The organism is Cognaticolwellia beringensis, from assembly GCF_002076895.1.
Classification (GTDB): domain Bacteria; phylum Pseudomonadota; class Gammaproteobacteria; order Enterobacterales; family Alteromonadaceae; genus Cognaticolwellia; species Cognaticolwellia beringensis.
Genome location: NZ_CP020465.1, coordinates 2,855,184 through 2,880,537 on the forward strand (window position 1 = coordinate 2,855,184; position 25,354 = coordinate 2,880,537).

At 38.9% G+C, this 25,354-nt stretch carries 16 protein-coding genes; 9 read left to right on the forward strand and 7 right to left on the reverse strand.

Annotated features, from left to right (window positions below; translation table 11 throughout):
• The first annotated feature begins 70 nt into the window (after positions 1-70).
• From B5D82_RS12145 to B5D82_RS12155, 3 genes are read left to right on the forward strand one after another with little or no spacing between them, the layout of a single operon-like run.
• A complete protein-coding gene (locus B5D82_RS12145) occupies positions 71-2,050 on the forward strand; it encodes an alkyl/aryl-sulfatase (RefSeq protein WP_081151856.1) in 1,980 nt (659 codons plus the stop codon).
• Between the two features lie 40 nt (positions 2,051-2,090).
• Positions 2,091-3,716 (forward strand): GMC family oxidoreductase, encoded by a 1,626-nt coding sequence (locus B5D82_RS12150; RefSeq protein ID WP_081151858.1) that lies wholly within the window; start codon positions 2,091-2,093, stop codon positions 3,714-3,716.
• 33 nt (positions 3,717-3,749) lie between these two features.
• Entirely contained in the window at positions 3,750-4,040 is a 291-nt protein-coding gene (locus B5D82_RS12155; RefSeq protein WP_081151859.1) for a DUF1145 domain-containing protein, read from the forward strand.
• Positions 4,041-4,252: 212 nt separating this feature from the next.
• Here the strand turns inward: B5D82_RS12155 and B5D82_RS12160 are convergent, their stop codons facing one another.
• Positions 4,253-6,394, reverse strand: coding sequence for a putative Ig domain-containing protein (locus B5D82_RS12160; RefSeq protein ID WP_081151861.1), 2,142 nt, complete (start codon positions 6,392-6,394; stop codon positions 4,253-4,255).
• Between the two features lie 547 nt (positions 6,395-6,941).
• Between B5D82_RS12160 and B5D82_RS12165 the strand changes: the two genes are divergently transcribed.
• Positions 6,942-7,664 carry a substrate-binding periplasmic protein gene (locus B5D82_RS12165; RefSeq protein ID WP_081151862.1) on the forward strand — a complete coding sequence of 241 codons (723 nt, stop codon included), beginning with the start codon at positions 6,942-6,944 and terminating at the stop codon, positions 7,662-7,664.
• 642 nt (positions 7,665-8,306) lie between these two features.
• Here B5D82_RS12165 and B5D82_RS12170 read toward each other — a convergent pair.
• Entirely contained in the window at positions 8,307-9,287 is a 981-nt protein-coding gene (locus tag B5D82_RS12170; RefSeq protein WP_081151864.1) for a transposase, read from the reverse strand.
• Positions 9,288-9,694: 407 nt separating this feature from the next.
• Here B5D82_RS12170 and B5D82_RS12175 point away from each other — a divergent pair, with 407 nt between their 5' ends.
• From B5D82_RS12175 to B5D82_RS12185, 3 genes are all read left to right on the forward strand, one after another.
• The gene (locus B5D82_RS12175) at positions 9,695-10,105 is read left to right on the forward strand and encodes a DUF4267 domain-containing protein (protein ID WP_081151866.1); all 411 of its coding nucleotides are present in this window, start codon (positions 9,695-9,697) and stop codon (positions 10,103-10,105) included.
• A 74-nt stretch (positions 10,106-10,179) separates the two neighbouring features.
• A protein-coding gene (locus tag B5D82_RS12180; RefSeq protein WP_094122802.1) for an IS3 family transposase occupies positions 10,180-11,360 on the forward strand; the annotation gives its coding sequence in 2 pieces (ribosomal slippage) (positions 10,180-10,465 and positions 10,465-11,360; 1,182 coding nt in all).
• A gap of 269 nt (positions 11,361-11,629) precedes the next feature.
• Complete coding sequence (locus tag B5D82_RS12185) at positions 11,630-12,010, forward strand: VOC family protein (RefSeq protein ID WP_081151867.1); 381 nt, start codon at positions 11,630-11,632, stop codon at positions 12,008-12,010.
• A gap of 342 nt (positions 12,011-12,352) precedes the next feature.
• Here B5D82_RS12185 and B5D82_RS12190 read toward each other — a convergent pair whose 3' ends face one another.
• From B5D82_RS12190 to B5D82_RS12210, 5 genes are all read right to left on the reverse strand, one after another.
• Entirely contained in the window at positions 12,353-13,543 is a 1,191-nt protein-coding gene (locus B5D82_RS12190; protein WP_081151869.1) for an alginate export family protein, read from the reverse strand.
• Between the two features lie 329 nt (positions 13,544-13,872).
• Positions 13,873-14,208, reverse strand: coding sequence for a nitrite reductase small subunit NirD (nirD, locus tag B5D82_RS12195; RefSeq protein WP_081151870.1), 336 nt, complete (start codon positions 14,206-14,208; stop codon positions 13,873-13,875).
• A 29-nt stretch (positions 14,209-14,237) separates the two neighbouring features.
• A complete protein-coding gene (gene nirB, locus B5D82_RS12200; RefSeq protein ID WP_081151872.1) occupies positions 14,238-16,781 on the reverse strand; it encodes a nitrite reductase large subunit NirB in 2,544 nt (847 codons plus the stop codon).
• A 224-nt stretch (positions 16,782-17,005) separates the two neighbouring features.
• Entirely contained in the window at positions 17,006-18,778 is a 1,773-nt protein-coding gene (locus B5D82_RS12205) for a bifunctional protein-serine/threonine kinase/phosphatase (RefSeq protein ID WP_081151873.1), read from the reverse strand.
• 6 nt (positions 18,779-18,784) lie between these two features.
• Positions 18,785-20,257 carry a NarK family nitrate/nitrite MFS transporter gene (locus B5D82_RS12210; protein ID WP_081151875.1) on the reverse strand — a complete coding sequence of 491 codons (1,473 nt, stop codon included), beginning with the start codon at positions 20,255-20,257 and terminating at the stop codon, positions 18,785-18,787.
• Between the two features lie 816 nt (positions 20,258-21,073).
• On the opposite strand from B5D82_RS12210, the gene B5D82_RS12215 reads away from it, so the two are divergent.
• Positions 21,074-22,429, forward strand: coding sequence for an NAD(P)/FAD-dependent oxidoreductase (locus B5D82_RS12215; protein WP_157673893.1), 1,356 nt, complete (start codon positions 21,074-21,076; stop codon positions 22,427-22,429).
• 141 nt (positions 22,430-22,570) lie between these two features.
• Positions 22,571-25,285 carry a nitrate reductase gene (locus B5D82_RS12220; protein WP_081151876.1) on the forward strand — a complete coding sequence of 905 codons (2,715 nt, stop codon included), beginning with the start codon at positions 22,571-22,573 and terminating at the stop codon, positions 25,283-25,285.
• Positions 25,286-25,354: the final 69 nt, after the last annotated feature.

Here is a 25,354-nt window from a genome sequence, read left to right on the forward strand (position 1 = left end):
GTTGAATGTCTGTTCAAGAGTATTAATCAGTTTTTTTTGCCTTTTTTACCACTTTTTTAAGAGAAATAGCATGCTAAAACCTAGTTTTCCCTTTCTTGGGTTTATATATTGTACTTTGTTAGCCGCTATGAGCACGGCCAATGCTAATACAAATACCGAGCTAAAACCTGCCAGTAAATATACTGTTGCTCATCAAGCCGAGTTATTAAAAAACTTACCATTTAGCGACAAGCTTGATTTTACTTTGGCTGAAAAAGGCTTAATTAAGCGACCTGACAAACTCATTATTAAAGACCAAGCAGGTAATGTAGTTTGGGAACTGGGCAACTATAAATTTTTACTCGATAACAAGAACATTGACACAGTAAATCCCAGTTTAATGCGCCAAGCAAAGTTAAATATGGCTTATGGCTTGTATCAAGTCACCGATCGTATTTATCAGGTTAGAGGCTATGATTTAGCCAATATTACCTTTATAAAAGGTGATAGCGGTTGGATTATATTCGACCCTTTATTAACGGCAGCGACTTCCAGAGCTGCATTGGCTTTAGTAACGCAAGAGTTAGGCGAATTTCCAGTCAAGGCTGTGGTTTACAGTCATGCCCATGCTGATCATTTTGGTGGCGTAAAAGGCGTGGTTAGCCAAGCACAGGTTGACTCAGGTGAAGTTGAAATTATTGCACCTCGTGGTTTTATGGAACATGCCATTAAAGAAAATGTATTAGCCGGTAATGCCATGACACGTCGCGCCACTTATCAATATGGTAATGCGCTAGCAAAAGGTGCTAAAGGGCAAGTTGATGCCGCTATTGGTAAAGGCTTATCAACGGGTTACATTGGGTTGATCACGCCAACTCGAGAAATTTTGGCTGATGAAGAAACCCTCGTTGTTGATGGTATTGAAATGGTGATGCAAAACACACCGGGTACTGAATCACCTGCGGAAATGAATACTTATTTCCCGCAATTTAAAACCTTATGGTTGGCTGAAAACGTCACCGGCACATTACATAATGTTTATACTCTTCGTGGTGCTGAAGTACGAGATTCGCAAGCGTGGAGTAAATTTATCAATAAAGTTATTTACCGATTTGCTAATGACAGCGATGTCATGTTTGCTTCACATTCTTGGCCTAGATGGGGGAAAGAGTACATCGTTGAAGTATTGGAAAAACAACGTGACATGTACGGTTTTTTACATGATAAAACCTTAAATCTTGCCAATAAAGGTGTCACCATTAATGAGATACACAACCAACTCGCAGTGCCTGATGTGTTAGCGCACCAATGGTATAATCGCGGTTATCATGGCACTTATTCTCATAATGTCAGAGGTATTATTAATAAATACCTAGGTTTTTATGACTCTAATCCCGCCAACCTTAATAAATTGAGCCCGACTGAATCATCAGTGAAATATGTTGAGTTAATGGGGGGGGCAGAAAACATAATAGCACAGGCGAGAAAAGCGTTTAAAAAAGGCGAATATCGCTGGGTAGCCGAGTTATTAAACCATTTAGTTTTTGCACAGCCAGACAATATAAAAGCAAAGCACTTGCAAGCCGACACGTTAGAGCAATTAGGTTATCAGGCAGAAAATGCGGGCTGGCGTAATAGTTATTTAGCAGCAGCTTTTGAGTTACGACACGGAGTCCCTAAAACAGCAAAAGCTACCAAAGGTGGACCAGATATGATCAAAGCAATGAGCAGTGAGCTTATTTTTGATTACCTTGGTGTACGTTTAAATAGCGATAAAGCCTTGGCACATCAATTTAAAATTAATGTTGTGTTTCCTGACCGCAATGAAAAATTCTTATTAGAACTTAAGAACGCGCATTTAAATAACATTGAAAACGTACAAGACAAAACAGCAGACTTAACCGTAACGATTAATCGAAAAGACTTAAACTTTTTATTGCTAAAACAAGTGTCATTTCAGGAGCTAGTTGAATCAGGAAAAATGCAGCTCGACGGTAATGGTCAAGTCTTTGGACAATTGTTAATGATGATGGATGAATTTCCATTCTGGTTTAATATTGTTACACCTTAATTAACTGACTTCAGCCCATTGAATAATAGAGGTATTTGTTTTGCAAACTCAAACAAAAAAAATTAATGAATTTGATTACATCATTGTTGGCGCTGGTTCAGCAGGTTGTGTATTAGCGAATAGACTGAGTGAAAATGGTCAACACAGTGTGTGTTTATTAGAAGCCGGTAGTAACAACAACAGCATGTTAGTTAATACCCCAGGCGCTTTTGCTGCCTTTATGTTTTTGAAAAAATTCAATTGGAGTTTTAACGCTAAGCCTAAGCGAGATATTCGCAATGGTGAAGCGCTATTTGTACCGCGTGGTAGAGGATTAGGCGGCAGCTCTGCAACCAATGCCATGCTTTATCTTCGAGGTCAGAAACAAGATTACGACCATTGGGCTGAATTAGGTAATGCGGGTTGGTCATTTGATGATATTTTGCCTTATTTTAAGAAGTCTGAAACTAATCAACGCGGAGAAAGCGAATTTCATGGCGATAGCGGGCCATTGCAAGTTACTGACCGACCGGTTTTCTATGATATTAGTAAGCGCTATATTGAGGCGGGTCAACAAGCTGGCTTTAAGTTTAGCGATGACTTTAATGGCGCTGATCAAGAAGGTGTTGGTTATTACCAGTGTACGATAAAAGATGGCAAGCGCTGTTCTGCCGCTCATGCCTACTTATTGCCGATACTAGCCAGAGAAAACTTGACGGTAATTACCGATGCGCAGGTAAGAAAAGTGCTAATAAAAGACCAACAAGCGCATGGCGTTGATGTTTTTATTAAAGGTGAATTAAACACAATAACCGCGAAAAAAGAGGTAATTTTAAGTGGTGGAAGTATCGCTTCCCCTCAGTTATTAATGCTTTCAGGTATTGGTGACAAAAATGAACTAACACCGCATGGTATTGAATGTTTACATGAACTCAAAGGCGTTGGAAAAAATCTGCGAGAACATGTAGATGCTTGCGTGTTAGTCAAAAGTAAAAAAACAGACGGCTTTACCGCATCAGCAACAGGTTTACTGAAAATGCTGCCAGACGTGATTAAATATATAACGACTAAAAAAGGTAAGCTGGCTAATAGCATTCTTGAAGCGGGTGGTTTTATTAAGTCGAACGAAGATGCCCAAAGACCTGATATTCAATTGCATATGTTGCCTTTGTTATATGACGATAATGGTCGAGATTTTAAGCTGCTATCTCAGCATGGTTTTTCATGTCATGTTTGTGTTTTGCGCCCTGAAAGCACAGGAACGGTATCGCTAAAATCAGCTAATTATAAAGATGCACCAGAGATTGATTTTAATTTCTTTTCTGATCAATCAGGTAAAGATAAAGCAGTATTGATTAATGGTATGCGCCAACTACGTAAAATATTAACCGCGGAAGCATTAGCCGAGCATTACGACAATGAACTGCACCCAGGCAACGCTTTTGAGACTGACGAACAAGTTTTTGCAAAAGCAAAAGAGCGCTTAGGTACTGTTTATCATCCGGTAGGTACCTGCAAAATGGGTCATGATGATATGGCGGTGGTCGATAGCCAGTTAAAAGTGCATGGCATCGAAAATCTTCGCGTGGTTGACGCTTCTATTATGCCAACGCTTATCAGTGGTAACACCAATGCGCCTACGATGGCGATTGCCGAAAAAGCGTCAGATATGATCTTAGCGTCTTAACTGAACTTCGCATATTAAAACAGGAATTAGTAGATGTTAAAGTTAGTTATATACAGCCTTAAAGCTTTACTGACGGGGTTATGGAGCTTCGCAATATTAGGTTTATTATCCTTGTCACCGCTGCCAACAGAAGTTCAGCTTTATGTTTCGCTATTAGCTTGTGTTGTTCTTTTAGTGCACTATATTGAGTTTTTCGCCATGAAAAATAAATTTAAAAACCAAAGTGGCTTAGCAATGAACTTTCTACAAACTATGCTTTGGGGGTTTGGTTATTGGCTACCGATATTGAAGCACGCCACTGAAGAAGTAGATCAAAGAAAATAACGACGGGTTTACAGTCATTATTAATAAAGACCACAGTAAGGAGATGGGCTGTGGTCTTTTCTTGTGGTTAACACCAATACCAAGCAGGTCATTTATTTAATCTATTAGGTATTGCTTTTAAATAGCACGAAGAGAATATTAACGCATAAAAAAGGGGGTACATAATGAATGTAACCCCTTATATCAATCAAAACGTTTGACAATAATCTAGGCTATTCGAAACGCCCAAAAGTTATATTGTCGAAGTAGTTCACGGTATCAGAAGCTCTACCATCCATAAAGTCAGGGAAAACTATCACCGAATCAATATTAATCGTTTCAGCTGAACCAATGCGGCTAGTGAAATCAAAAGTAAGCTCTTCCCATTCATTAATTTTGGTATTAGCTACTTTAATTTCAGGTTGTGCCGCTGCGCCAACTGAGAACTTCAAAGCCACATCGCTGATCACAGACTTATATACCATGATTTTAACAATGCTATTTGTAGCATCCATAGTGAAAGGCGTAGTATTCGCCGCTGTAGTTTCAGTGCCGGCCCAAGCTTGACCTGTCATTCTAGCTGTAAACATTGCAACAGTTGCTGAATTATTAGCCGTTGAAGATGCAGGGTTAGCAACAAACGCTAATGCCGGATTATCTTCATTTTCAAAAACCGCCCAAGTAAAATCACTGCCTAGTCCGGCAACTTCAAAATCGTAAGGTGTGCCTTCAGCGACAAAACTTCCTGCAACCGTTTCTTCAGCCTCAGGGGTTGTGAAATCATCAAAATAGAAAGTCCAATTAGCCGCATCAGTATCAGCGTCACCCATCACGCCATTATCAAAAATTAATGTAAGTCTGGTCTCACTACTACTGACAGCACCGGTAAAGTCAAAGCTTAATTCTTCCCAACCCGAGCCAGTATGAATGACTGTTCTTTCTGCGTTAACATCGTCAAATTTAACCAAAACTGGTACGGCACGCGAAGCCCAAACTTTCATCGTAATTATACTGTTTGCTGGGATTGCCACTGGTGTAGGCAATGTAAGGGTAGAACCCCCCCATGTTTCGCCAGCAAATTTTTGCATTTGTCCAACTTGAGCACTTGTATTAATGCCGGTTGATTGTGGGTTAGCAACAACCATTGCCATGCCGCCATTAAAATCACCAAATGTATAAGTGTCAGAGGCTGCTTCAAAGTCATTTACAACGGTAGAGCCAGGTGTAGTAACGACTTCTGGCGCAGCAGGGGTAGTGAAATCATCAAAGTAGAAAGTCCAATTAGCCGCATCAGCTTCAGCATCTCCCATGATGCCATTATCAAAAATTAACGTAAGTCTGCTCTCTCCAGTACTCGTGGCACCCGTGAAGTCAAAACTTAGCGCTTCCCAACCTGAACCGGAATGCGTAACCGTTCTTTCAGCGTTCATATCGTCAAACTTAACTAGTACATCTACTGAACGTGATGACCAAACTTTCAGGGTAACCATGCTGTCTGCGGGGATTGTTACGGGTGTAGCCAATGTTAGGGTAGAACCACCCCATGTTTCGCCGGCAAATTTTTGCATTTGTCCCACCTGAAGACTGGTATTTATGCCAGTAGCTTCTGGGTTTGCAACAACCATTGCCATGCCGCCATTGAAGTCACCAAAGGTATATGTTTCAGGCGCATTTTCAAATGAAACAACATCTACTGTAGCTACCGCATCTGCATCCTCAACCATAATATTGAAGGTTTGTGCTGTATCGTCAGTTTCATCAGAAACAGTTAAGGTAATCGCTGTAGTGGCAACATCACCAGATGCTGGCGTACCTGACAATATGCCGGTTGCTGCATCAAAGGTTAACCAAGAAAGTTCGCTAGGTATGGTGGTCGACATGGTTAACATATCATTATCAGCATCTGTTGCTATCAATGTATAAGTGTAGGCTTCGCCAACTGTTGCACTTGTTATTGCCATACTGGTGATGACAGGGGCATTATTTTCTGTAATTGGCATGGTCACTGAAATGGTAAAAGATTGCGTTACCTCTAGCGTGCCATCACTCACCGTTAATGTAATAGCATGGTTGCCTGAGTCGCCTTCTGCTGGTGTGCCGCTTAATATGCCCGTTGCGCTATCAAATGAAAGCCACGTCGGTAAATTAGTCGCTGAAGATGTTAACGCGTCACCGTCCACATCACTTGATACTAACGTATAGGAATATAGAGAGCCTGCTACCACCGTGTTAATTTCAGTGCTAGAAATTACTGGTGCTGAGTTTTCGACTGGATCTGGTGCTTTTTTTGAATCAGAACCCCCACAAGCACTCAGGGCTAGGCCTAAACTTAGGGTGATAATTGTTTTGACAAATTTATTCTTAGATGTATTCATTTGCTTTCCCAAAAAATGAATAGAAGATTCTTTATTGTCATCATTTAATTTTCATGTATTCATATGATTTATATAAAGAATGTCTGCTATTGTTAGTGTGGTTATAATTATAAAATAGCGAAGTTTAAGGTGTTCACATTGCAGTGTCACAAGCGTAAAACTTGAACTATGGCTGAAATTTACAGTACAGTAATTAACCATTTTAACCATGAAGATTCGGTGAAGGGGTATATTTATCTAGATGAAAAGATGAAGCGTTACATAAACGGGTTGATATGAAAATTAGTCGTATTATCCTGAAGTACTTGTTGGTTTGTCTGCACTAAATACACAGGTTAACGTTAGGCTAGTGCACAGGTGAGGTAGAAAGGTTAAGGCCCTTTTTGTTGAAATTGAACAGCTTACTTTTATTTTTAATTATTAAGCTCGATTAATTTTACTATGCTAACTTTATAGGTACGGGAGACTTTAATGCACTTATTACAAAGAGTGATTGTCGTAAATGATAGCGTTGTAACTGTATTTTATAGCAATAAGGATTTCTTATTTGAACCGGATTAATTTTATAGCTTTATTTATGTTGTTACCTTTTCAGTCGCAAGCAGAAATAGAGCCGGCAAAAGTTCGTATTGTCACTGAGCACTTAGCGCCATTTCAAATCAGTGAAAACCATAAGTTAATTGGTGGTATTGTTGCGATTGAAGTACAACAACTAATCAATAAAGTTTTACCTGAAAATAAGATAGAAGTTTTACCTTGGGCTAGGGCATTTCAAATTGCTTCAGAAAGACCTAACACCATTATATTCTCTTTAGTTAGAACACCAGATCGGGAAGATAAATTTATTTGGATAGGGAAGGTTGCTCATGTACCTATGGAGCTAATTACTTTAAAAAGTAGTAAATTACAGCCAATTTCAAAACTCTCAGAGCTAAAGGATATTCAAATTGGCGTTAAGCGACTTGATGCCGTTACGATATGGCTTGCAAATCAAGGTCTTCAGTTTGATAAAGAATTAGTTGAAATTGTTAATACATTAACCACCATGCAGATGTTAGAAAAAGGTCGAATAGATGTTATTCCGTCAACCCAACAGGTGATTGAATTTTACTGTAAAAAAACAGGCTGTAAAATGTCAGACTTTAAAACGATTTATACCTTAAAAGCATTATCAGAAGATTTCTACTTAGCGGTTAGTCTTGGCACAGACGAAAATTTAGTTAAACAACTCAGAGCTGAATTTCCTAAGTTAAACTTGCCCGTGCATTAGAAATTAAAACAGTGTAAGTACAAAACTATTTAAGTGCATGCTTAACACACAATTTAAGCCCCATTACTTAAGCCTCACAGCTTGAGTCAGGCTCCACAAGTTCACGCCAATTAGCTCAAACTTAAGTTAAGTTCAAATAGCCACTTCAGCATCGTGTTGGTTGAGGGAAAATATTATTCACGCTATTTAATCAGTAACAGTTCGGTTTGCCTACCACTAATTATGCCACCCATGATAACTCTACGTAATAATGCTCTGAAACACTGCTATCCATTGGTCGACAACAATACATCTATTTCATATTTTATGCCTTTGCATATCGCTTTTTATATATTTTGATTAAATTAGTGAATTTCAGGCAAGCTTTACTTGCTACCCCAAGGTAGCCGTATTTTTCTTACTGTCTTAGTACCACTAATTATGCCACCCATGATCACTAATTATGCCACCCATGATAACTCTACGTAATAATGCTCTGAAACACTGCTATCCATTGGTCGACAACAATACATCTATTTCATATTTTATGCCTTTGCATATCTATTTTTATATATTTTGATTAAATTAGTGAATTTCAGGCAAGCTTTACTTGCTACCCCAAGGTAGCCGTATTTTTCTTACTGTCTTAGCATGTAGTTAAGTTTAAGCGCTATTCAAACAAGCTTGGGCATTTGCTTTACCGTGCGTTCGCTTTAAACCTACGTGTTCAGTAAATTCACACAAATGCTCTGCGGTGCCTACCGCGCCAGTGAATATACCTTCAAAATTTGTGGTGAGTTTTAGCCAACTTTCATCGCTGATGTGAAGTCTTGACAGTATATTTGCGGTTTTAGTATCGATAGCACCTCGTTTGTCATCTCTTATTACGCGAGCTGTTTCATCTACTAGGGTTAAGTAGTCCCTCAAGCTAAAGCTAATACCTGAAGTTTTCTCTCGATATTCATTACCAGTAAAAGGTAATAACGTTGTCGGTTGTTCTCCCATGATGGCTGCTTTGATACGCAATTGAATACTGGTAAAACTCGATTGTTCAGGTGTTGGCGCAATGCCCGAACGGACTGGATTTAAATCTACATAAGCCATACAAGCGAGTAATGCACCTTCATCGAGCAGGGCTTGTGATTTAAAGCGTCCTTCCCAAAAGTGACCTGTGCATTTATCTTCTTTATTTGCTTGTCGAGCAATAGGTTCGTTTAATGCCCGCATAAACCAACTGATATCGATTAAGCGCTGTTTATAGATCTGCGCTGTTTCTTCAACCATTTCCATTTCGAATTTAGTTAATGATTGATCTCGCTGATATTTACTGGTCAAAATGGTGCCTTTAAACAACTTATGCCAACGGGAAAGTACATCTAGCGTAGTCCATCTTTTAACTTGTTCGCTATCAACATGAAGGACTAAATGTACGTGATTATTCATGACAGCGTGAGCACAAACATCAATAGCAAACACCTGAGATAATTGAAAAATACGTTTTTCAATCCAACTACGTCTATGCTCATAGCTGACCCCCGTTTCTTTATCAACACCACATAAAAAGGCTTTACGGACGGTTCGACTGCAAATATGATAATACGGCGTATCAGATAAACTAATTTGTTGTGAACGAGGCTTAGGCATAACTATCACCACACTTATAAAAGGGTAAATGAAGTGTAGTTTATTGTTGAAAAAACAAACAAGTTATTATGGGTGGCTTAAATAGTTTGTTGTTGTTGAAAAAACAAACAAGTTATTGTGGGTGGCTTAATTAGTTTGTTGATGAAAATATGTTTGGATTCACTTCAACAACTCTAGCTGTTTTCGCTGGGCTTTGCTTAGGTAAAGCGTGGTATATTAAAAGAGGCTCAGAAGAACATGAGCTTTTAGTAAATGCCTTAGACTTGCTTTCTGCTAATAATGATACCTAACAAGGGTTTTCATTCGGACTCGTAACAGCTTGCTCGGTTCCACTTCGTTTCACATTTTGGCAAGCTATTGCTCGCCGCTTAAAACGGCGTTGAAGCTTCTCTATAATTCAGGTGAATATGGATATTATGATGAATAAAAGTACTAAATTGGAAAAAGTAGGTTTTGTCTTAGTCGCACTTATAGTTCTGTTACAGGGTTTCTATGGTACTTTTGCTTTCATTGATCCTGAGATGTTTTCTGTCGTCAGAGGCACTGAACTTTTTTCGGGTATGGATGCTGATTGGGTGGCAATATATGGTTCGCGTACAATCTTCATTACCTTAATTTTTGGATATCTTTTATATACTCGAAATTATGTTGTTTTGATGTGGGGCGCATTGTTTGGGGTTGTTATGCCAATTACAGATGGGCTACTTGCATATGAAGCTCACGCACCATTTAAGGTTGTTGCTAAGCATATTGCCACTGTTGTGTACTTGTTAATAATATTCTTAGTCTTAAAAAAGGTTATTGCCCAAAAAGCATAACAAGTTACTCAAACGGACACTGATCTTCCCCCGATAAAACGGACACCAAAATCTAACTAAAGATGAGGTGTTCTATGCCCAAGTACAACAATCCAAGACGCACTTGGAAGTATTCAAACGACTTTAAAGTCAACGCTGTTCAACTGAGTTTTGTTGTCGGTATCACCATAAAATCAGTCGCCGAAAAATTCGACATACACCCGTTCATGCTGTCACGATGGCGAAAAGAATATCGTGAAGGGATCATTGTGGCTGATAAACGCAAAAAAGTGGCTGGTCAATCAAAAGCCAAAAAAGTACTGACCAAAGAGCAGCAACTTGAGCGTGAAAATAAAGAGCTCAAGGAGGAGCTGTATATTCTAAAAAAGTGGCAACGGTTTCTTGCGGAGGAACATCAGGACGATATCGATTCATCGAAAAGCTCAGAGCCGACATAAAGGTGGTGAAGTTGCTGAAATATTTCGATGTCTCTAAAAGTGGCTATTACGATTGGCGTGAACGTCAACCAAGTGCCCGCACGATAGAAGATGCAGAGCTTAAACAGAAAATTCAGCAAATATTCACCGAGCATAAAGGACGCTATGGTAGTCCTCGCATATTTAAGGCCTTACAAAAGCAAGGATACAATATCGGTAAAAAGCGTGTTGAACGCTTGTATCGAGCACTAGGACTGGTTGCGAGAGTGATGCGTGTGACTACTCGCTCTGCATTTTATAAACGCTTTCTTACGACAGGTACCAACTTACGGCCTAATGGTGAAGTGCCATTGGCTAGAGATAAAGTCTGGGTAGCAGATGTTACGTATTTGAAGGTGAAAGGGGTATGGCGTTATTTATCGGTAATAATGGATTTATATTCACGGCGTATTATTAGCTGGAGTTTAGACAGAAATAGGACAGCAGAGGTAACGAAACGAACATTAAAAAATGCGATTAAAAAGAGAAAGCCGAAAAGTGATTTAATGCTTCATACCGATCGAGGTGTAGAATATAGAGGACAAGTTTATCAAAAAGCGTTGAAACTGCATGGGATAGTTCATAGCTTGAGCCGAGCAGGAAAATGTACTGATAATGCGCATATGGAGTCATTTTTCCATTCAATGAAGACCGAAGTTATTCGTGGTAATGTATTTAAAAGTGATAAAGAACTGCGCGGAACGCTTGGCAGTTACATTAACAAATACTACAATGTTTCGAGGATGCATTCAGGGATAAGTTATTGTTCGCCAATAGAATATGAAGCCCTGGCAGCATGAATAAAAATGTGTCCGTTTTATCGGGGGAAGATCACACAAACAGCTGGCTGTGCGTTTCTCGCTATTATAGCCAGCCATTTTTAGCCGCTTAGCAAAGCGTTGAGGCTGAAGAATAACTAATCCAGCCAAAACAGCTTGTTTTTTGTGCTTCTATATCGCACTGTAGAGGATTAACTCGATATAGGTAATGCATTTAGTACACCCATTTTATGGGGGAATTCAAATAAACGAGTTATTCTACAGCCTCGTTAGCTACACAGGGTGGTTTAGTGAACTTAAATCAAATTACATTACCAGTTATCGATATGGAGATATCTACTAAATTCTATCGCGATTTAGGCTTTACTCAAATTGTAGATACTCCACATTATTCTCGCTTTGAATGTCCAGATGGAGGTTCAACTTTTTCATTATCTTTAGAAACTGGTGAGTTAGTTTGCGGTACGGTAATATATTTTGAGCATGAACAATTAGATGAACTGGTTAATACATTAAAAGCTAAAGGTTTTGTATTTGATCAAGAACCTACCGATCAAAGCTATTTATGGCGAGAGGCAATATTGCATGACCCGTCTGGTCATAAAATAAAGCTTTATTGGGCAGGTGAAAATCGTATTAATCCACCTTGGCGTGTCGAAATACGTAGCTAACAACACGCTCTGAGGTGGACAGTAGCGTTAAAACTTATTTTTCACCGCATATTCATGCGGTCTTTATTTTAATCTAAAACAAACCATACAAACTTCAACCCTATGACTGCTATGTCGTTTGTGTTCAATCTGATTACTTGCCCTTAAATATTTTTATGTTAATGTCTGCTTTGAGTAAACCCATAATTATTTTTCTAAATTATGACGAGAAAAATCTATCAGTTATTCTCTGGTCAAAGTGCATGTTATTCACCTGCTCCAATAATGATATTACTTTACAACGTTTGATAACGCTCAACTAAACTGTTGATGCGTTACCGTTATAAGATGTTCTTAATTAACTTAAAATTTAGCACCAACCCAGAGCCAAAATTTATCTGTATCAACTTTACCTGAGGCTACATCACCCGCTGAATAAGCTGCGTACTTTATACCTGCGCTATAATTTTTAGAAAATTTCTTGGTGTAAACAGCATTAATTTCAGTGCCTAAATCGTCAACTGTTGTACTTGCTTCGTCAGCAGAAAAATCATGCAAAACTACTGCCCAAGCACCGCCGAAAGCTTTACCTGAAATAGAGGCATATAGATCAACTAAGCCCTCTTTTGGCGTACTTAAAAACTGATCTGTCCAACCATTGAATTTATGTAGTGTCGCGAGGGGAGTCGAAAAACCGTACATTGCATCGTCACTCGCCAGTATTTCAGCACCTAATTTTAGAGTGACAGTATCAAATTTATAGCCACCTTCAATAGCCATGTATTTTGTTGAATAGTCCGATACAGCACTTTCAGCGCTTTGAGTCGCTAATTGAGCAGAGTATAAAAATTTGTCTTTGTGTCCGGAAAAACTTACACCAAACGTGTCTAAACCGTTTGACGCTCCTTCATCTATCTCTAATAGATAACTATAAGCAGTTAATTGCCCATAGGGGGTTTTATAGGCAAAATTAAGTAAATGATCTTTTGAGTGAAGATCTTTTGCTTGAGCAAAAATACGGTTACGTTTGTTGATGTAGCTGTAGCTGATTTTTATATTTTCTGAGGCTGCATAATCTACTGTAGCGGCATCAAATGTTTGTCTATCTTGACGCCAGCCGACATGGCCGACATAGCGATGATTATCGAGTGTGATAACTTGGCGACCGACTTTTGCGATGACTTTACCTTGCTGGTATTGGACAAATGCTTGATCTAATTCCGTGCTTTCTGGGTCAGCAATTACGGAATATTGACTACCGTTGCCAACAGTATCGTTATAGTCGCTAACACCGGCTATTTGGCGAGAGTCTTCAAATTCAACTACACCTGAGAAACCATGGTAATTGGCACTGGTATAATTTAGTCGTGTTCGCAATGTTAACGCGGAGGCATCATTACTTGCGTTCTCTTGATTAACGCCTTCATAGCGTAAATTAGCATCGACGCTGGCTTTAGCTTTGTTTTCAGGCTCACTAGTTGCACTAACTGAAACACTGGAGCTTGCTAATAAAATCAAAGCAGTAAGCTTTGAAATTTTTAGTACTGGTTGCATGGTTTATCCCTTAATTTTTTTCAATTGACGTGAATTAAGTAAATTACATTGTAGATATATGCAATACAGCAGCATTCATGCCAGTATATAAAGCACCTATATATCAGTTGCTTGTGTTTATTTCGTCAGTTTTTAATGTTTTTTTTGTTAGTTTGCGATGCAACCATGCCCCAAAATAAACTATTAAGTTACAACATTAATTTGCAGCATGAGAGGATTAACTGACGGTGATTAATATGATGTTTTAGTTATTTGAGTTTTACTGTTTAATCGCCATAAAAAAACCTCAGCTTAGTCACCTAAGTTGAGGTTTTTTTATAGTTAAATAATTAACCTAATATTTCTAACTGTCCGTCAGTTACACGTGTTTCATAGGTTTTAATGGCAAATGTATTATCGTCTAAACAGGCACCAGAATTTAAAGAAAAACGTTGTTTTAATAAGGGTGAAGCAATGTAAACGTCACCTTTAGTTTCGCCAATTAAACCGCGATATAAAACGTTCGCTTTGCCAAAAGGGTCAAAGTTAGAAACAGCATAAACTGTATCCTCTCCAACCTGAAATAAAGCAACTTGCTCTTGGTTTGCCAATAGTGCACAAACCCCCGAGTTTTTAATTAAATCATTAGTTGGGCAGATGGATTGCCAGGTGCTTTCTGTTGTCATGATCTTTTCCTTTCTTGGTCGTAAGCTTTTTATGCAGGTGTTAAGTCAACTACTTGGATTTTAACACCGTATTTTTTCTCTTCATCTTTAGCGGGACGAATCTGTTGACGTTCAGTAACAAATTCAATATTGCCATCGATAGCATCTGAGTTAACAAACTGGCGGAAACGTTTTAATTGTTCTTCACTTTCAATGGTGGTTTTCCACTCACATTGGTAGGTGTCTACAACATTTTGCATTTGTCTTTCTAATTCATCATTAATGCCTAAATGGTCATCTTTAACGATTTTTTCCATATAAGGTAAACCACCTTCTAGGTTTTCTAACCAAACTGAAGTACGGGTTAATCGATCTGCTGTACGTACATAGAACATTAAATAGCGATCAATGTATTTAATGAGTGTTTCATCGTCTAAATCAGTGGCAAATAAATCACCATGGCGAGGTTTCATACCACCATTACCACTGACATATAAATTCCAGCCATTTTCTGTGGCGATTATGCCTATGTCTTTACTTTGCGCTTCTGCACATTCACGAGTACAGCCCGAAACTGCAAACTTAATTTTGTGTGGTGAACGCAATCCTTTGTAACGATCTTCTAATCGAATAGCCATGGCCATACTGTCTTGCTGTCCGTATCTGCACCAAGTGCTACCAACACAAGATTTAACGGTACGTAATGACTTACCGTATGCGTGGCCTGTTTCCATACCTGCATCAATTAAGCGTTTCCATATAGCGGGTAATTGATCAACACGTGCACCGAATAAATCGATACGTTGGCCACCAGTGACTTTGGTATATAGGTTATATTCTTTGGCAACTTCACCAATAACAATTAATTTATCCGGTGTTACTTCACCACCCGGCATGCGGGGTACTACAGAATAAGTGCCATCTTTTTGCATGTTGCCTAAGAAGGTATCGTTGGTGTCTTGAAGTGACACATGATCAGGTTTTAATACGTAATCGTTCCATACAGATGCAAGAATGGACGCTGCTGCAGGTTTACAAATCTCACACCCTAAACCTGAACCGTGTTTAACCAGTAAATGCTCAAAGGTTTTAATTTGTTCGGCTTGTACAATGTGAAATAACTCAACACGGCTGTAAGCAAAATGTTCACAAAGATCAGTACTAATTTCAACACCACGTTTTTCTAGCTCGTGATCAGTCACTTTCTTTAATAAGGCAGTACAACCACCGCAACCCGTAGCGGCTTTCGTTGAAGACTTAACTTGACCGACATCAATTGCACCACAATCTATCGCCGCAATAATGTCGCCTTTGGTCACGTTTAAACATGAACAAATGGTGGCTGTATCAGGTAAGGCATCTACGCCTAAGGTAGGTTTTTCACCTGAACTTGGTAAAATTAAACCGTCAGGATTTGTGGGTAATTCAATACCATTTAAGGCGTATTGTAATAATGAATCATATTCGCTGGTATCACCGACTAACACTGCACCTATTAATTCTTTACCGTCTGGGCTAACGACAATTTTTTTATAAATTTGGTCAGGTTGGTTTGAATAAACATAACTTTTACAACCTTCGGTTCGCGCATGAGCATCGCCAATTGAACCTACGTCCATGCCCATTAATTTCAACTTAGTGCTCATATCAGCACCGGTGAATTGTTGCAAACCGCCAATAATGTTATCGGCAGCAACCTTTGCCATGGTGTACCCCGGAGCAACTAAACCGAAGATGAAGTTATTCCATAATGCACATTCACCAATGGCGTAAATGCTGTCGTCAGAGGTTTTGCAGTAGTTATCAACAACAATACCACCACGTTCGCCAACGGCTAAGTCAAACTCTCGTGCTAAGTTGTCGTATGGGCGAATCCCTGCAGAAAATAAAATAACGTCAGTTTCTAAATGCGTGCCATCAGCAAAATTCATCCGGTGAACACACGCTTCGCCATCGACAATCTCGCTAGTTGCTTTTTTGGTGTGCACTTGAACACCAATGCCTTCAATCATTGAACGAAGCAAAGCACCGCCGTCTTTGTCTAATTGCACACCCATCAGTTGTGGAGCAAATTCAACCACGTGTGTTTGTAAGCCTAATTCTTTAAGTGCGTTAGCGGCTTCTAGCCCCAATAAACCACCGCCAACTACAACACCGACTTTACCGGCTTTCGCTGACGCTTGAATATCGTCTAAATCTTGAATAGTACGGTAAACCAAACAATGTTCACGTTCTTTACCTGGTATAGGTGGCACAAATGGATATGAACCAGTGGCCATTACTAGCTTGTCGTAAGCGTAAGTTTCGCCAGCTTCAGTGGTCACCGTTTTCGCTGCTTTATCAATGTTAATGACTTTTGCGTTAGTGAAAAATTTAACACCAATTTCGTTGTAATATGCAGGCGAGGTCATGGCTAAATCTTCAGCCGTTTTGCCAGAAAAATACTCTGATAAATGAACACGGTCATAAGCTAAACGATCTTCAGCTGATAATACTGTAATTTCATAGCCTTCATGTTTAGCCATTTCATCAACAAAGTGATGGCCAACCATGCCATTACCAACGACGACGATTTTTCGAGGTTGTGTGTTCATATTTTACAATCCTATTGCTTTAAATTACCGCTTTATTAGCGGAACTAGATAATGACTTAGTGATTGCAATAAACGAACCAGATGTTTTTTATCAATAAATTCAATGGAGTAGGGGGTTTTGTTCTGTCCGGGATAGAGGTTTTGCACTATCGTGAAGAAGTTAGCGCACCAAGGGTGTGCGCTATAAGTATAAGCGGTAAGGAGGTAAGTTGTTGTGCGCTTGGTTAGTTGGTCAAAGCTATAATCAGTCCAATAAACAATAACGCTGATACAGATTGCCAAAACAATATGGGGTTACGTTGTAATAAAGGCTGATTTTTATATTCTTCAATAGCGTTAAGTCTTGGGTTGCTTAAATCAGTAAAGAATTCAGAAAAGGCTTGATATCGCAACTTTGGGTTTGCCTCTGTTGCTTTTTGTAAGCTTAAATCTAACCATAACGGTAACTCAGGTCGAAACTGTTTAATGCTGCGATAGTGCATATCTTTATAATCTTTAAAGGTTACTTCAGCCCGTTGCATTGGTTTGTAAGGCAGTTCACCTGAAAGCATTTCATAACAAATAACGCCCAACGAGAATAGGTCGCTTTTATTATCTGCTTTCATGTGTAATAAGGTTTCAGGAGCAATATAGTTTAACGATCCAAATGGTACTTCTGCTTCAATTGTTTCTTGGTTTTCATCCAGTGAGGCGACAAATACAGTGCCATAATCAATTAATTTAATGTGGCCATATTGATCGATCATTATGTTGTCAGGTTTTAAGTCGCGATGAACTAAATCTAAGCGTTGAAACGCGCGTAATGCGCTAATAACTTGTTTCATTATATCGCGAACTTGTGCAACGCTTGGTTTGGGGTTGTCATGCATCCATTCACCTAAGGTTTGCCCTTCAAGGTATTCACAGACATGATATAAAAACTGGCTGTTTTGTCTGCCAGGTAGAACACGCATGACGTTACCATGCTTAATGCGTTCGCCAACCCACGCTTCACGCATAAAGCCTTGTAAATAAATAGCATCGTCTGAAAAATTAGCTGATGGCGCTTTTAAAACATAAGGTTTATCTGTTTCAACATCGATTACAAGATACAAATGTGAACGAATGCTAGCGTGGATCACTTTTTTAACTAAGTAGCCATCTAGCTTCTGGCCAACTTTTAAGGCCGGAGGAGTTGCTTTTGCACTTAAATCACGTTGAATTTCGGCCAGTTTACGGTTGGGCACTGCCTTAACATAGACTAATAAACAGGTAACATTGTCATTACTACCGCGCGCAAGTGCAGTTTCAACAATCTTTTTAGATAGCGCTTCTAAATCAGACTTTTCTGGCGATAACGGTAATGTATCAAAGAGTGCTTTAAAAATAGGTTTTGTTATATAGTCATGAATACCATCACAACTTAGCATGTATAAATCGTGCAACTGTAAATCAATTTGATGCACATCAACTTCTAAACGATTGTCGGCACCTAAAGCGCGTGTTAATAAAGCCTGTTGCCCCATTTGTTTACGATTATGATCACGTGTAATGACTTCCAACTGACGATGACGATATTTTGTTATTCGGGTGTCGCCAACATGAAAGATATAACCCGTGGTTGATTTGGCAATAAACGCTGAAAAAGTCGTTAACCATTGCGGAGATTTTTCATCGGCTAAACTTTCAACAAACCCGCTTTGTGAATATAACCAGTTATTTAAGCTGGTTAATACTTTTGCTGCAGATTTTTGCGTTGACCATGTTTCAGGGGTGGCGAGATACTCTTGAATAAATTGAGTTACGGCAAGTTGCGAGGCCTCTGCAGCTTTATTTGCGCTGGAGAGTCCGTCAGCAATGGCCGCAACTGCGCCTTTAGCATGTAATTCATGATTTTCAGGTACAATAGCGGCGAAAGCGTCTTGGTTTTCGGCTTTCAAACCTTTAGAAGAAAAACCACCAATGCACAATTGCAAATCTGCAGCCGTGCTTTGGCATGATTGGGTTTTACTGATCATGTTTTACTAATGACCCACATTAATTAATTCTACAGTGCCATCTTCACGTACTTCAGTAATAGTACCTTTTGGCTCTTCCATAAAGAGTAATGTAGTAAAGCCTATCACAGCGGTGCCTGCTATCACCATAAAGAAGGTTGAATAATCAACCATGGTTAATACTGTTAAGTAAACTACGGCGCCGACGTTACCGTAAGCACCCGTCATACCAGCAATTTGACCCGTTAATCGACGTTTAATTAGAGGTACAGCAGCAAATACGGCACCTTCACCTGCTTGCACGAAGAATGAACAAGCCATCGCTGCGACTACCGCTAATGCTAAAGGCCATTCACCGGTGATTTCAGACATGGCGAAATAACCAACCGCTAACCCTGCGGTTAAAATTAATAAGGTCTTCTTACGACCATACTTGTCTGATAACCAACCGCCACCCGGACGAGACATTAAGTTCATAAATGCATAAGTTGAGGCTAACATGGCAGCGTAAACCATGCTTAATTCGAAGGTTTCAGCGAAAAATAACGGTAACATTGAAACCACGGCTAATTCTGAACCAAAGGTCGCAAAATAAAGAATGTTTAAAACGGCGACTTGTCTGAATTTATAACGATGAATTTCTTCAACTGGCTTTGAAAATAAATGACCGTTTACTTTAATGGTTTGTTTTACTTCTATAGCAAATAAAACCACTAAACTAAGGTAAGCAATAATGGCACTTTGTGCTGTTAATAAACTTACGCCAGCAGGTGATAATTTCCAAGCAAGTAAAGCTAGAGCACCATACATAGGAAGCTTCATAATTAATAACAGAAAGAAATCGCCTGTTGAAGTAACTTCCATAGCGCCTGTTTGTTTAGGTTTAAAATAGGTTGAACCTTTAGGGGTGTCTGTGACATTTTTATACCAGATAACACTGAAAATTAAGCTTAATGCACCGGTAAATGCAACCGCGTATCTCCAACCGTCTTCACCACCAAATGCTAATGCAAGTGTTGGTAAGGTCATGGCAGCAGCAGCTGAACCAAAGTTACCCCAGCCACCATAAATACCTTCAGCCGTTCCTAATTCGTTAGCAGGGAACCATTCAGATACCATACGAATACCGATAACAAAACCCGCACCGATAAAGCCTATTAAGAAGCGAGATAATGCCGCTTGTTCAAAGGTCGTAGCAAAAGCAAACATAAAACAAGGGATACTACATACTGCAAGTAATACGGCGAAAGTTAAGCGAGGGCCGTATTTATCGGTCAGCATACCAATGACCACACGCGCCGGAATGGTTAACGCTACATTTAATAGCATTAAGGTTTTTATTTCAGCATTTGTTAACCCTAATGAGTCAGCAATTACTGACACTAAAGGGGCAAAGTTAAACCAAACAGCAAAAGTAATAAAAAACGCTATCCAACTCATATGTAAGGTTTTCATCTTACCTTTAAATGAAAATATATTGAGACTATCTTGACCGCTCATGCAACAACTCCTAAAAATTAAAATTTGGTTTCTTTATTAACGAATGACATTTTTCTTGGCTGTTAATAATAAATAATGAGGTTTCTATTAAATTAGTAGTAGAAATAAGTTTATTGAACAGTGAGTAGCAAATGTAATGCCATCCATATGGATATTCTCTATCTTTATGATTCAATTGGTTTTAGTGGTTTTATTGTGTGGGAGAAATAACTGCAGTATGTTTATTTATGCACAATACAATAACGATTACGCACACATTGAGTGCATAAAAAATAATAAATAGTCATAGCACTATTTAATAAAGCCACATTTAAGCAAAAGTTAGTCGTAACGGATAAATGCAATACAGTCCGCTATAAGCAGGGTGAAATAAATTAGGGAGAATAGGAAAGCTGGAAATTTATGCTTACTGATAATGTTTACTGACTTAATACAACAGGTATTAAGCGTTTAGAATTCTAGCTCAAGTTGTTTAAGTTGTTTGATTTTGAATTAAGAAACACTCTTATCTGCATTCATGTATGAAATGCTCACTAGTAAATTAAAAGCTAATAATACAAACACCGCTGTTGAATATAACACTGCAACCAAGCACCAGAAGAGTGCAAAGACCTCAATAAAATAAGTGTTATCTATCATTTTTTTATTATTTTTTTACATTAAATCCTTTTAATACAAATAAGTATAATTAAATAACATATCCAAAAGTACATGGCACATTATCTGCATTTAGCTGTATAGATAAAGTTAAGTAGCGATGTGGATAGCATGTCCACATTCGCAAATTACATAACTCTCAAATATGTGAGTAGTACAATGGCCAATACCGAAAGCCCAACAGCAGATATGTTAAGAAATAAGCATTGTGAATCGATTACTCAGATCAAACCCTCGTTGGTGATCATTGGTAACGGCATGGCTACTGGTCGGCTCTTAGATGAAATAATTAAGCGCACACCCAATAAATATCAAATTACCGTGATCGGTAAAGAAAATTTCGGTAGTTACAATCGTATTATGTTATCAGCCGTTTTAGCGGGTGATGCCACCATCGATAGCATTATGCAAAAACCCCCTGCATGGTATAAACAGCACAATATTAACTTCTTAAGTGGCAGTGAAGTTACTTATATAGACAACAAAGCTAAGGTCGCGTCATTAGCTTCAAAAGTGCAGATTCATTATGACGAACTCATCATAGCTACAGGATCACGTACCGCTAAAATACCCGCTAAAAATCAAAATATTGCCGGTATATTCAATTTTCGAGATATTGCAGACACAGAAAAAATTCAAGCCTTTGCTAAACAAACCAGTACAAGCGCAAAACAAGCTATTGTGATTGGTGGTGGTTTACTCGGGTTAGAGGCGGCTTACGGTTTAGCGCTTAGTGGTGTGGAAGTAACGTTAGTCCATCGTAATAAATGGCTGCTTAACCGGCAGTTAGATAAAGTTGCAGGCGTTATGCTGCAAAGCATTATGGAACAAAAAAATATTAAGTTTGCTTTAGGTCATGAAGTGGCTGCTTTTGAAAGCATAACTGAGCCTAACGTCGACATGAAATCAGCAGCTAGTTCCGAAATACTATCAGGTGTTACGTTAACTAACGGTGAGTTTATTAGCGCACAAATGGCCGTTATCGCAACGGGCATTACGCCGAACAAAGCATTAGCCGAAACCAGTAATATCGACTTCAATCGTGCCATATTAGTTAACGATTATATGCAAACGAGTGACGCTTCAATTAGTGCTTTAGGTGAGTGTTGTGAACATAAACAAGCCACCTTTGGTTTAGTTGACCCTATTTGGGCACAATGTATTTCGCTGGCTGAACGTTTATGCAACAACGTCCAAAAGCCATTTCAAAACGCACCCGTACCAACCAAATTGAAAGTTTCAGGTGTACAGCTCTTTTCAGCTGGCGATGTTGAAGTGTCAGAGGGTAGCGAATGTTTTACCTTATTGGATAATAAAGCACTTATTTACCGTAAGATCATGGTTAAAAGCGGCAAAATAAGCGGTATTGTTCTATTTGGTGATGTGAGCTCAGGCATGGCTTATTTCGAGTTAATGCAGCAACAAATAATCGTGAATACTATGATGCCAGAGCTACTGATTGGCGATGAATTTGTAACAACTATAGAAGATGAACAAAAAGTCAGTATTGCTTAGCGTTGACTTCGTTCCGTTTGAAAATGGCTACACTCGACTTTTCTTTTCATTAAATAAATAGCTTTATTAAAACTTTTATCAACTAGCACTTTCCTAATGAAAGTTAATATTAGCTAACGTTAGTTAACCTTTGAGAATTTCATGAACGACATTATTTTTACCGATAAACAATCTCCAGCTTCCATAACAGGTCAAACAATCAGTAAAACAAATTGTCCATATTGTGGCGTTGGCTGCGGTATTGAAGCCACGGTCGAAAACAATAAAGTTATTGCTGTAAAAGGTAATGTAGAACACCCTGCTAACTTAGGGCGTTTATGCGTAAAAGGGTCTTCGCTACATGAAACACAAGGTTTGCAAAATCGAATATTACACCCGCGCGTTAAGGGGAAGAACGTAAGTTGGGATAAAGCAACATCAACGATTGCTGACCACTTTAAAGCAACAATAGCGCAATATGGCCCTGACTCCGTCGCCTTTTATTTATCAGGGCAGCTACTTACTGAAGATTATTATGTCGCCAATAAGTTAATGAAAGGCTTTATTGGCTCAGGCAACGTCGATACTAACTCTCGCTTATGTATGGCGTCGGCAACTGCAGCACACAAGCGTGCCTTTGGCGAAGATGTGGTTGCAGGCTGTTACGATGATTTAAGCTCAGCCGAAGCTATTTTTATTATTGGCGCTAACCCAGCGTACGCACATCCTATTGTTTATCAACGCATGATTAAAGCGCGAGAAGAAAACCCCGCCCGTAAAATAGTAGTGATTGACCCTCGCAGAACCGCGTCAGCGAAAGATGCTGATTTACATTTAGCGATAAAGCCCGGCAGCGATGCCTATTTTTATAACGGCTTATTAATCTATTTAGCCGAACAAGGTAAATTAGATAAAGATTACATCGCAAAACATTGCCATGGCTTCGAACAAGCATTAGAAACGGCAAAAAGCCAATTTTCTGATATTTCAGACGTTGCAATCGCTTGTGATATTGAACTCTCATTATTGCTTGAGAGCTATCAAATTTTTGCTGAAACGGACAAAGTGGTGACTTTTTTCTCGCAAGGTATCAATCAATCATCAAGCGGTGTGGATAAAGCTAACGCGATTATTAACTGTCATTTAGCGACAGGAAAAATAGGACGAGAGGGCGCAGGTGCCTTTTCAATTACTGGCCAACCGAATGCCATGGGTGGCCGAGAAGTGGGTGGTTTATCAACTCAACTTGCTGCGCATTTACATTTTGAAAATTCAAATGAAATAGATTTAGTTAAACGCTTTTGGCAAGCCCCCAATATTGCCACTAAGCCAGGTCTGAAAGCTGTAGATATGTTTGACGAGGTTAATTCAGGAAAGATTAAAGCCATTTGGATCATGGCAACAAACCCTGTGGTAAGTATGCCAAATGCTAACCTCGTAAAGCGAGCTTTAGAAAAATGCCCAATGGTTGTGGTGAGTGAATGTTATGAAAATACCGATACGATAAATTATGCTGATGTCGTTTTACCCGCAAGTACATGGGGTGAAAAGCAAGGTTCTGTCACTAATTCAGATAGAACAATATCTGTGCATCAAAGTATGATAAAAGCTCCTGGTGAAGCAAAAAATGATTGGCAAATAATTACAGATGTTGCACACAAGTTAGGTTTCAAAGATGCTTTTAATTATCAGCACGCTGTTGACATATTTAGAGAGCATGCAGCATTGTCTGGCTTCGAAAACAGTCATCCTCTGGCTGAAAAAAAGGCTGAAAAAGATATTTACCGCGTTTTTGATATTTCAGCCTTAGCTAACATTTCACAATCTGATTATGAAAACTTTATCCCGACTAAATGGCCGATTAATGTGGCGAACCCAAATGGGGTACAACGTATATTCACTGATGGTGTTTTTGCGACAAAAAACCAAAAAGCGAATTTCATTCCGATTATTGCACAGTTACCAAAAATATTACCTGATAAAACCCAAGTGGTGATGAATTCGGGGAGAATCCGAGATCAATGGCATACGATGTCGAGAACGGGCCGTGTCGCTAAGTTAATGACTCATTCTGACGAGCCATATATTGCAGTAAATCCTGATGACGCCCAACGTTTTCAATTAGCTGACAAACAACTCGCTGTACTTTCAAATTTGAGCGCTGACTATATTGGCCGAGTGAACATAACTAACGAACAACGCACCGGCGAAATTTTTGTACCTATCCATTGGAACGATAATTTTTCAGCTTCTGCTCGTGTTTCAGCTCTGGTGAACCCGATTACAGATGAACTGTGTGGGCAGCCCGAGCTTAAACACAGCCCGGTTAGAATCAAGCCGTTTAATGCGGTATGGTCAGGCTACTTAATTTCTTCACAAACGGTAAATTGCCCAACCAGTTACTGGAGTAAAATTCAGCTTGAACAAGGCCATAAATATCTATTATCTGATAAGCAAAAATTAGGCGATGATGAAACTATTTTAGCCAATATATATCCACAAATTGATGATTGGATAGTATTAAAAGATGCTCAACAAAATGTATTACGCATTGCGGGGTTTATTGATAACAAGTTGCATTGTTTTTTTGCTGCAAGCACTGATTTAAACCTGAAATTTAATAGCCGATATATTGAAGGGCAATTAAATAAAGCACTGCCAATAAAAACTCGTTTTGCGTTAATGTCAGGTATCGATAGCAATGGCAAAGGTGATGTGGGTGACATGATTTGTTCTTGTTTTCAGGTGGGTGAAAAAACCATACAAGAAGCGATTAAATCAGGGCAATGTAAATCAGTAGCAAGCCTAGGTGAAAAATTGCAATGTGGCACTAACTGCGGTTCATGTATTCCTGAATTGAAAACATTTTTTACCTAAAAAATACCATTCAATAGTTAGTCAACTATTCAGAGTATGAAGTAAGCTGTTTATTTTAATTTATTGCTG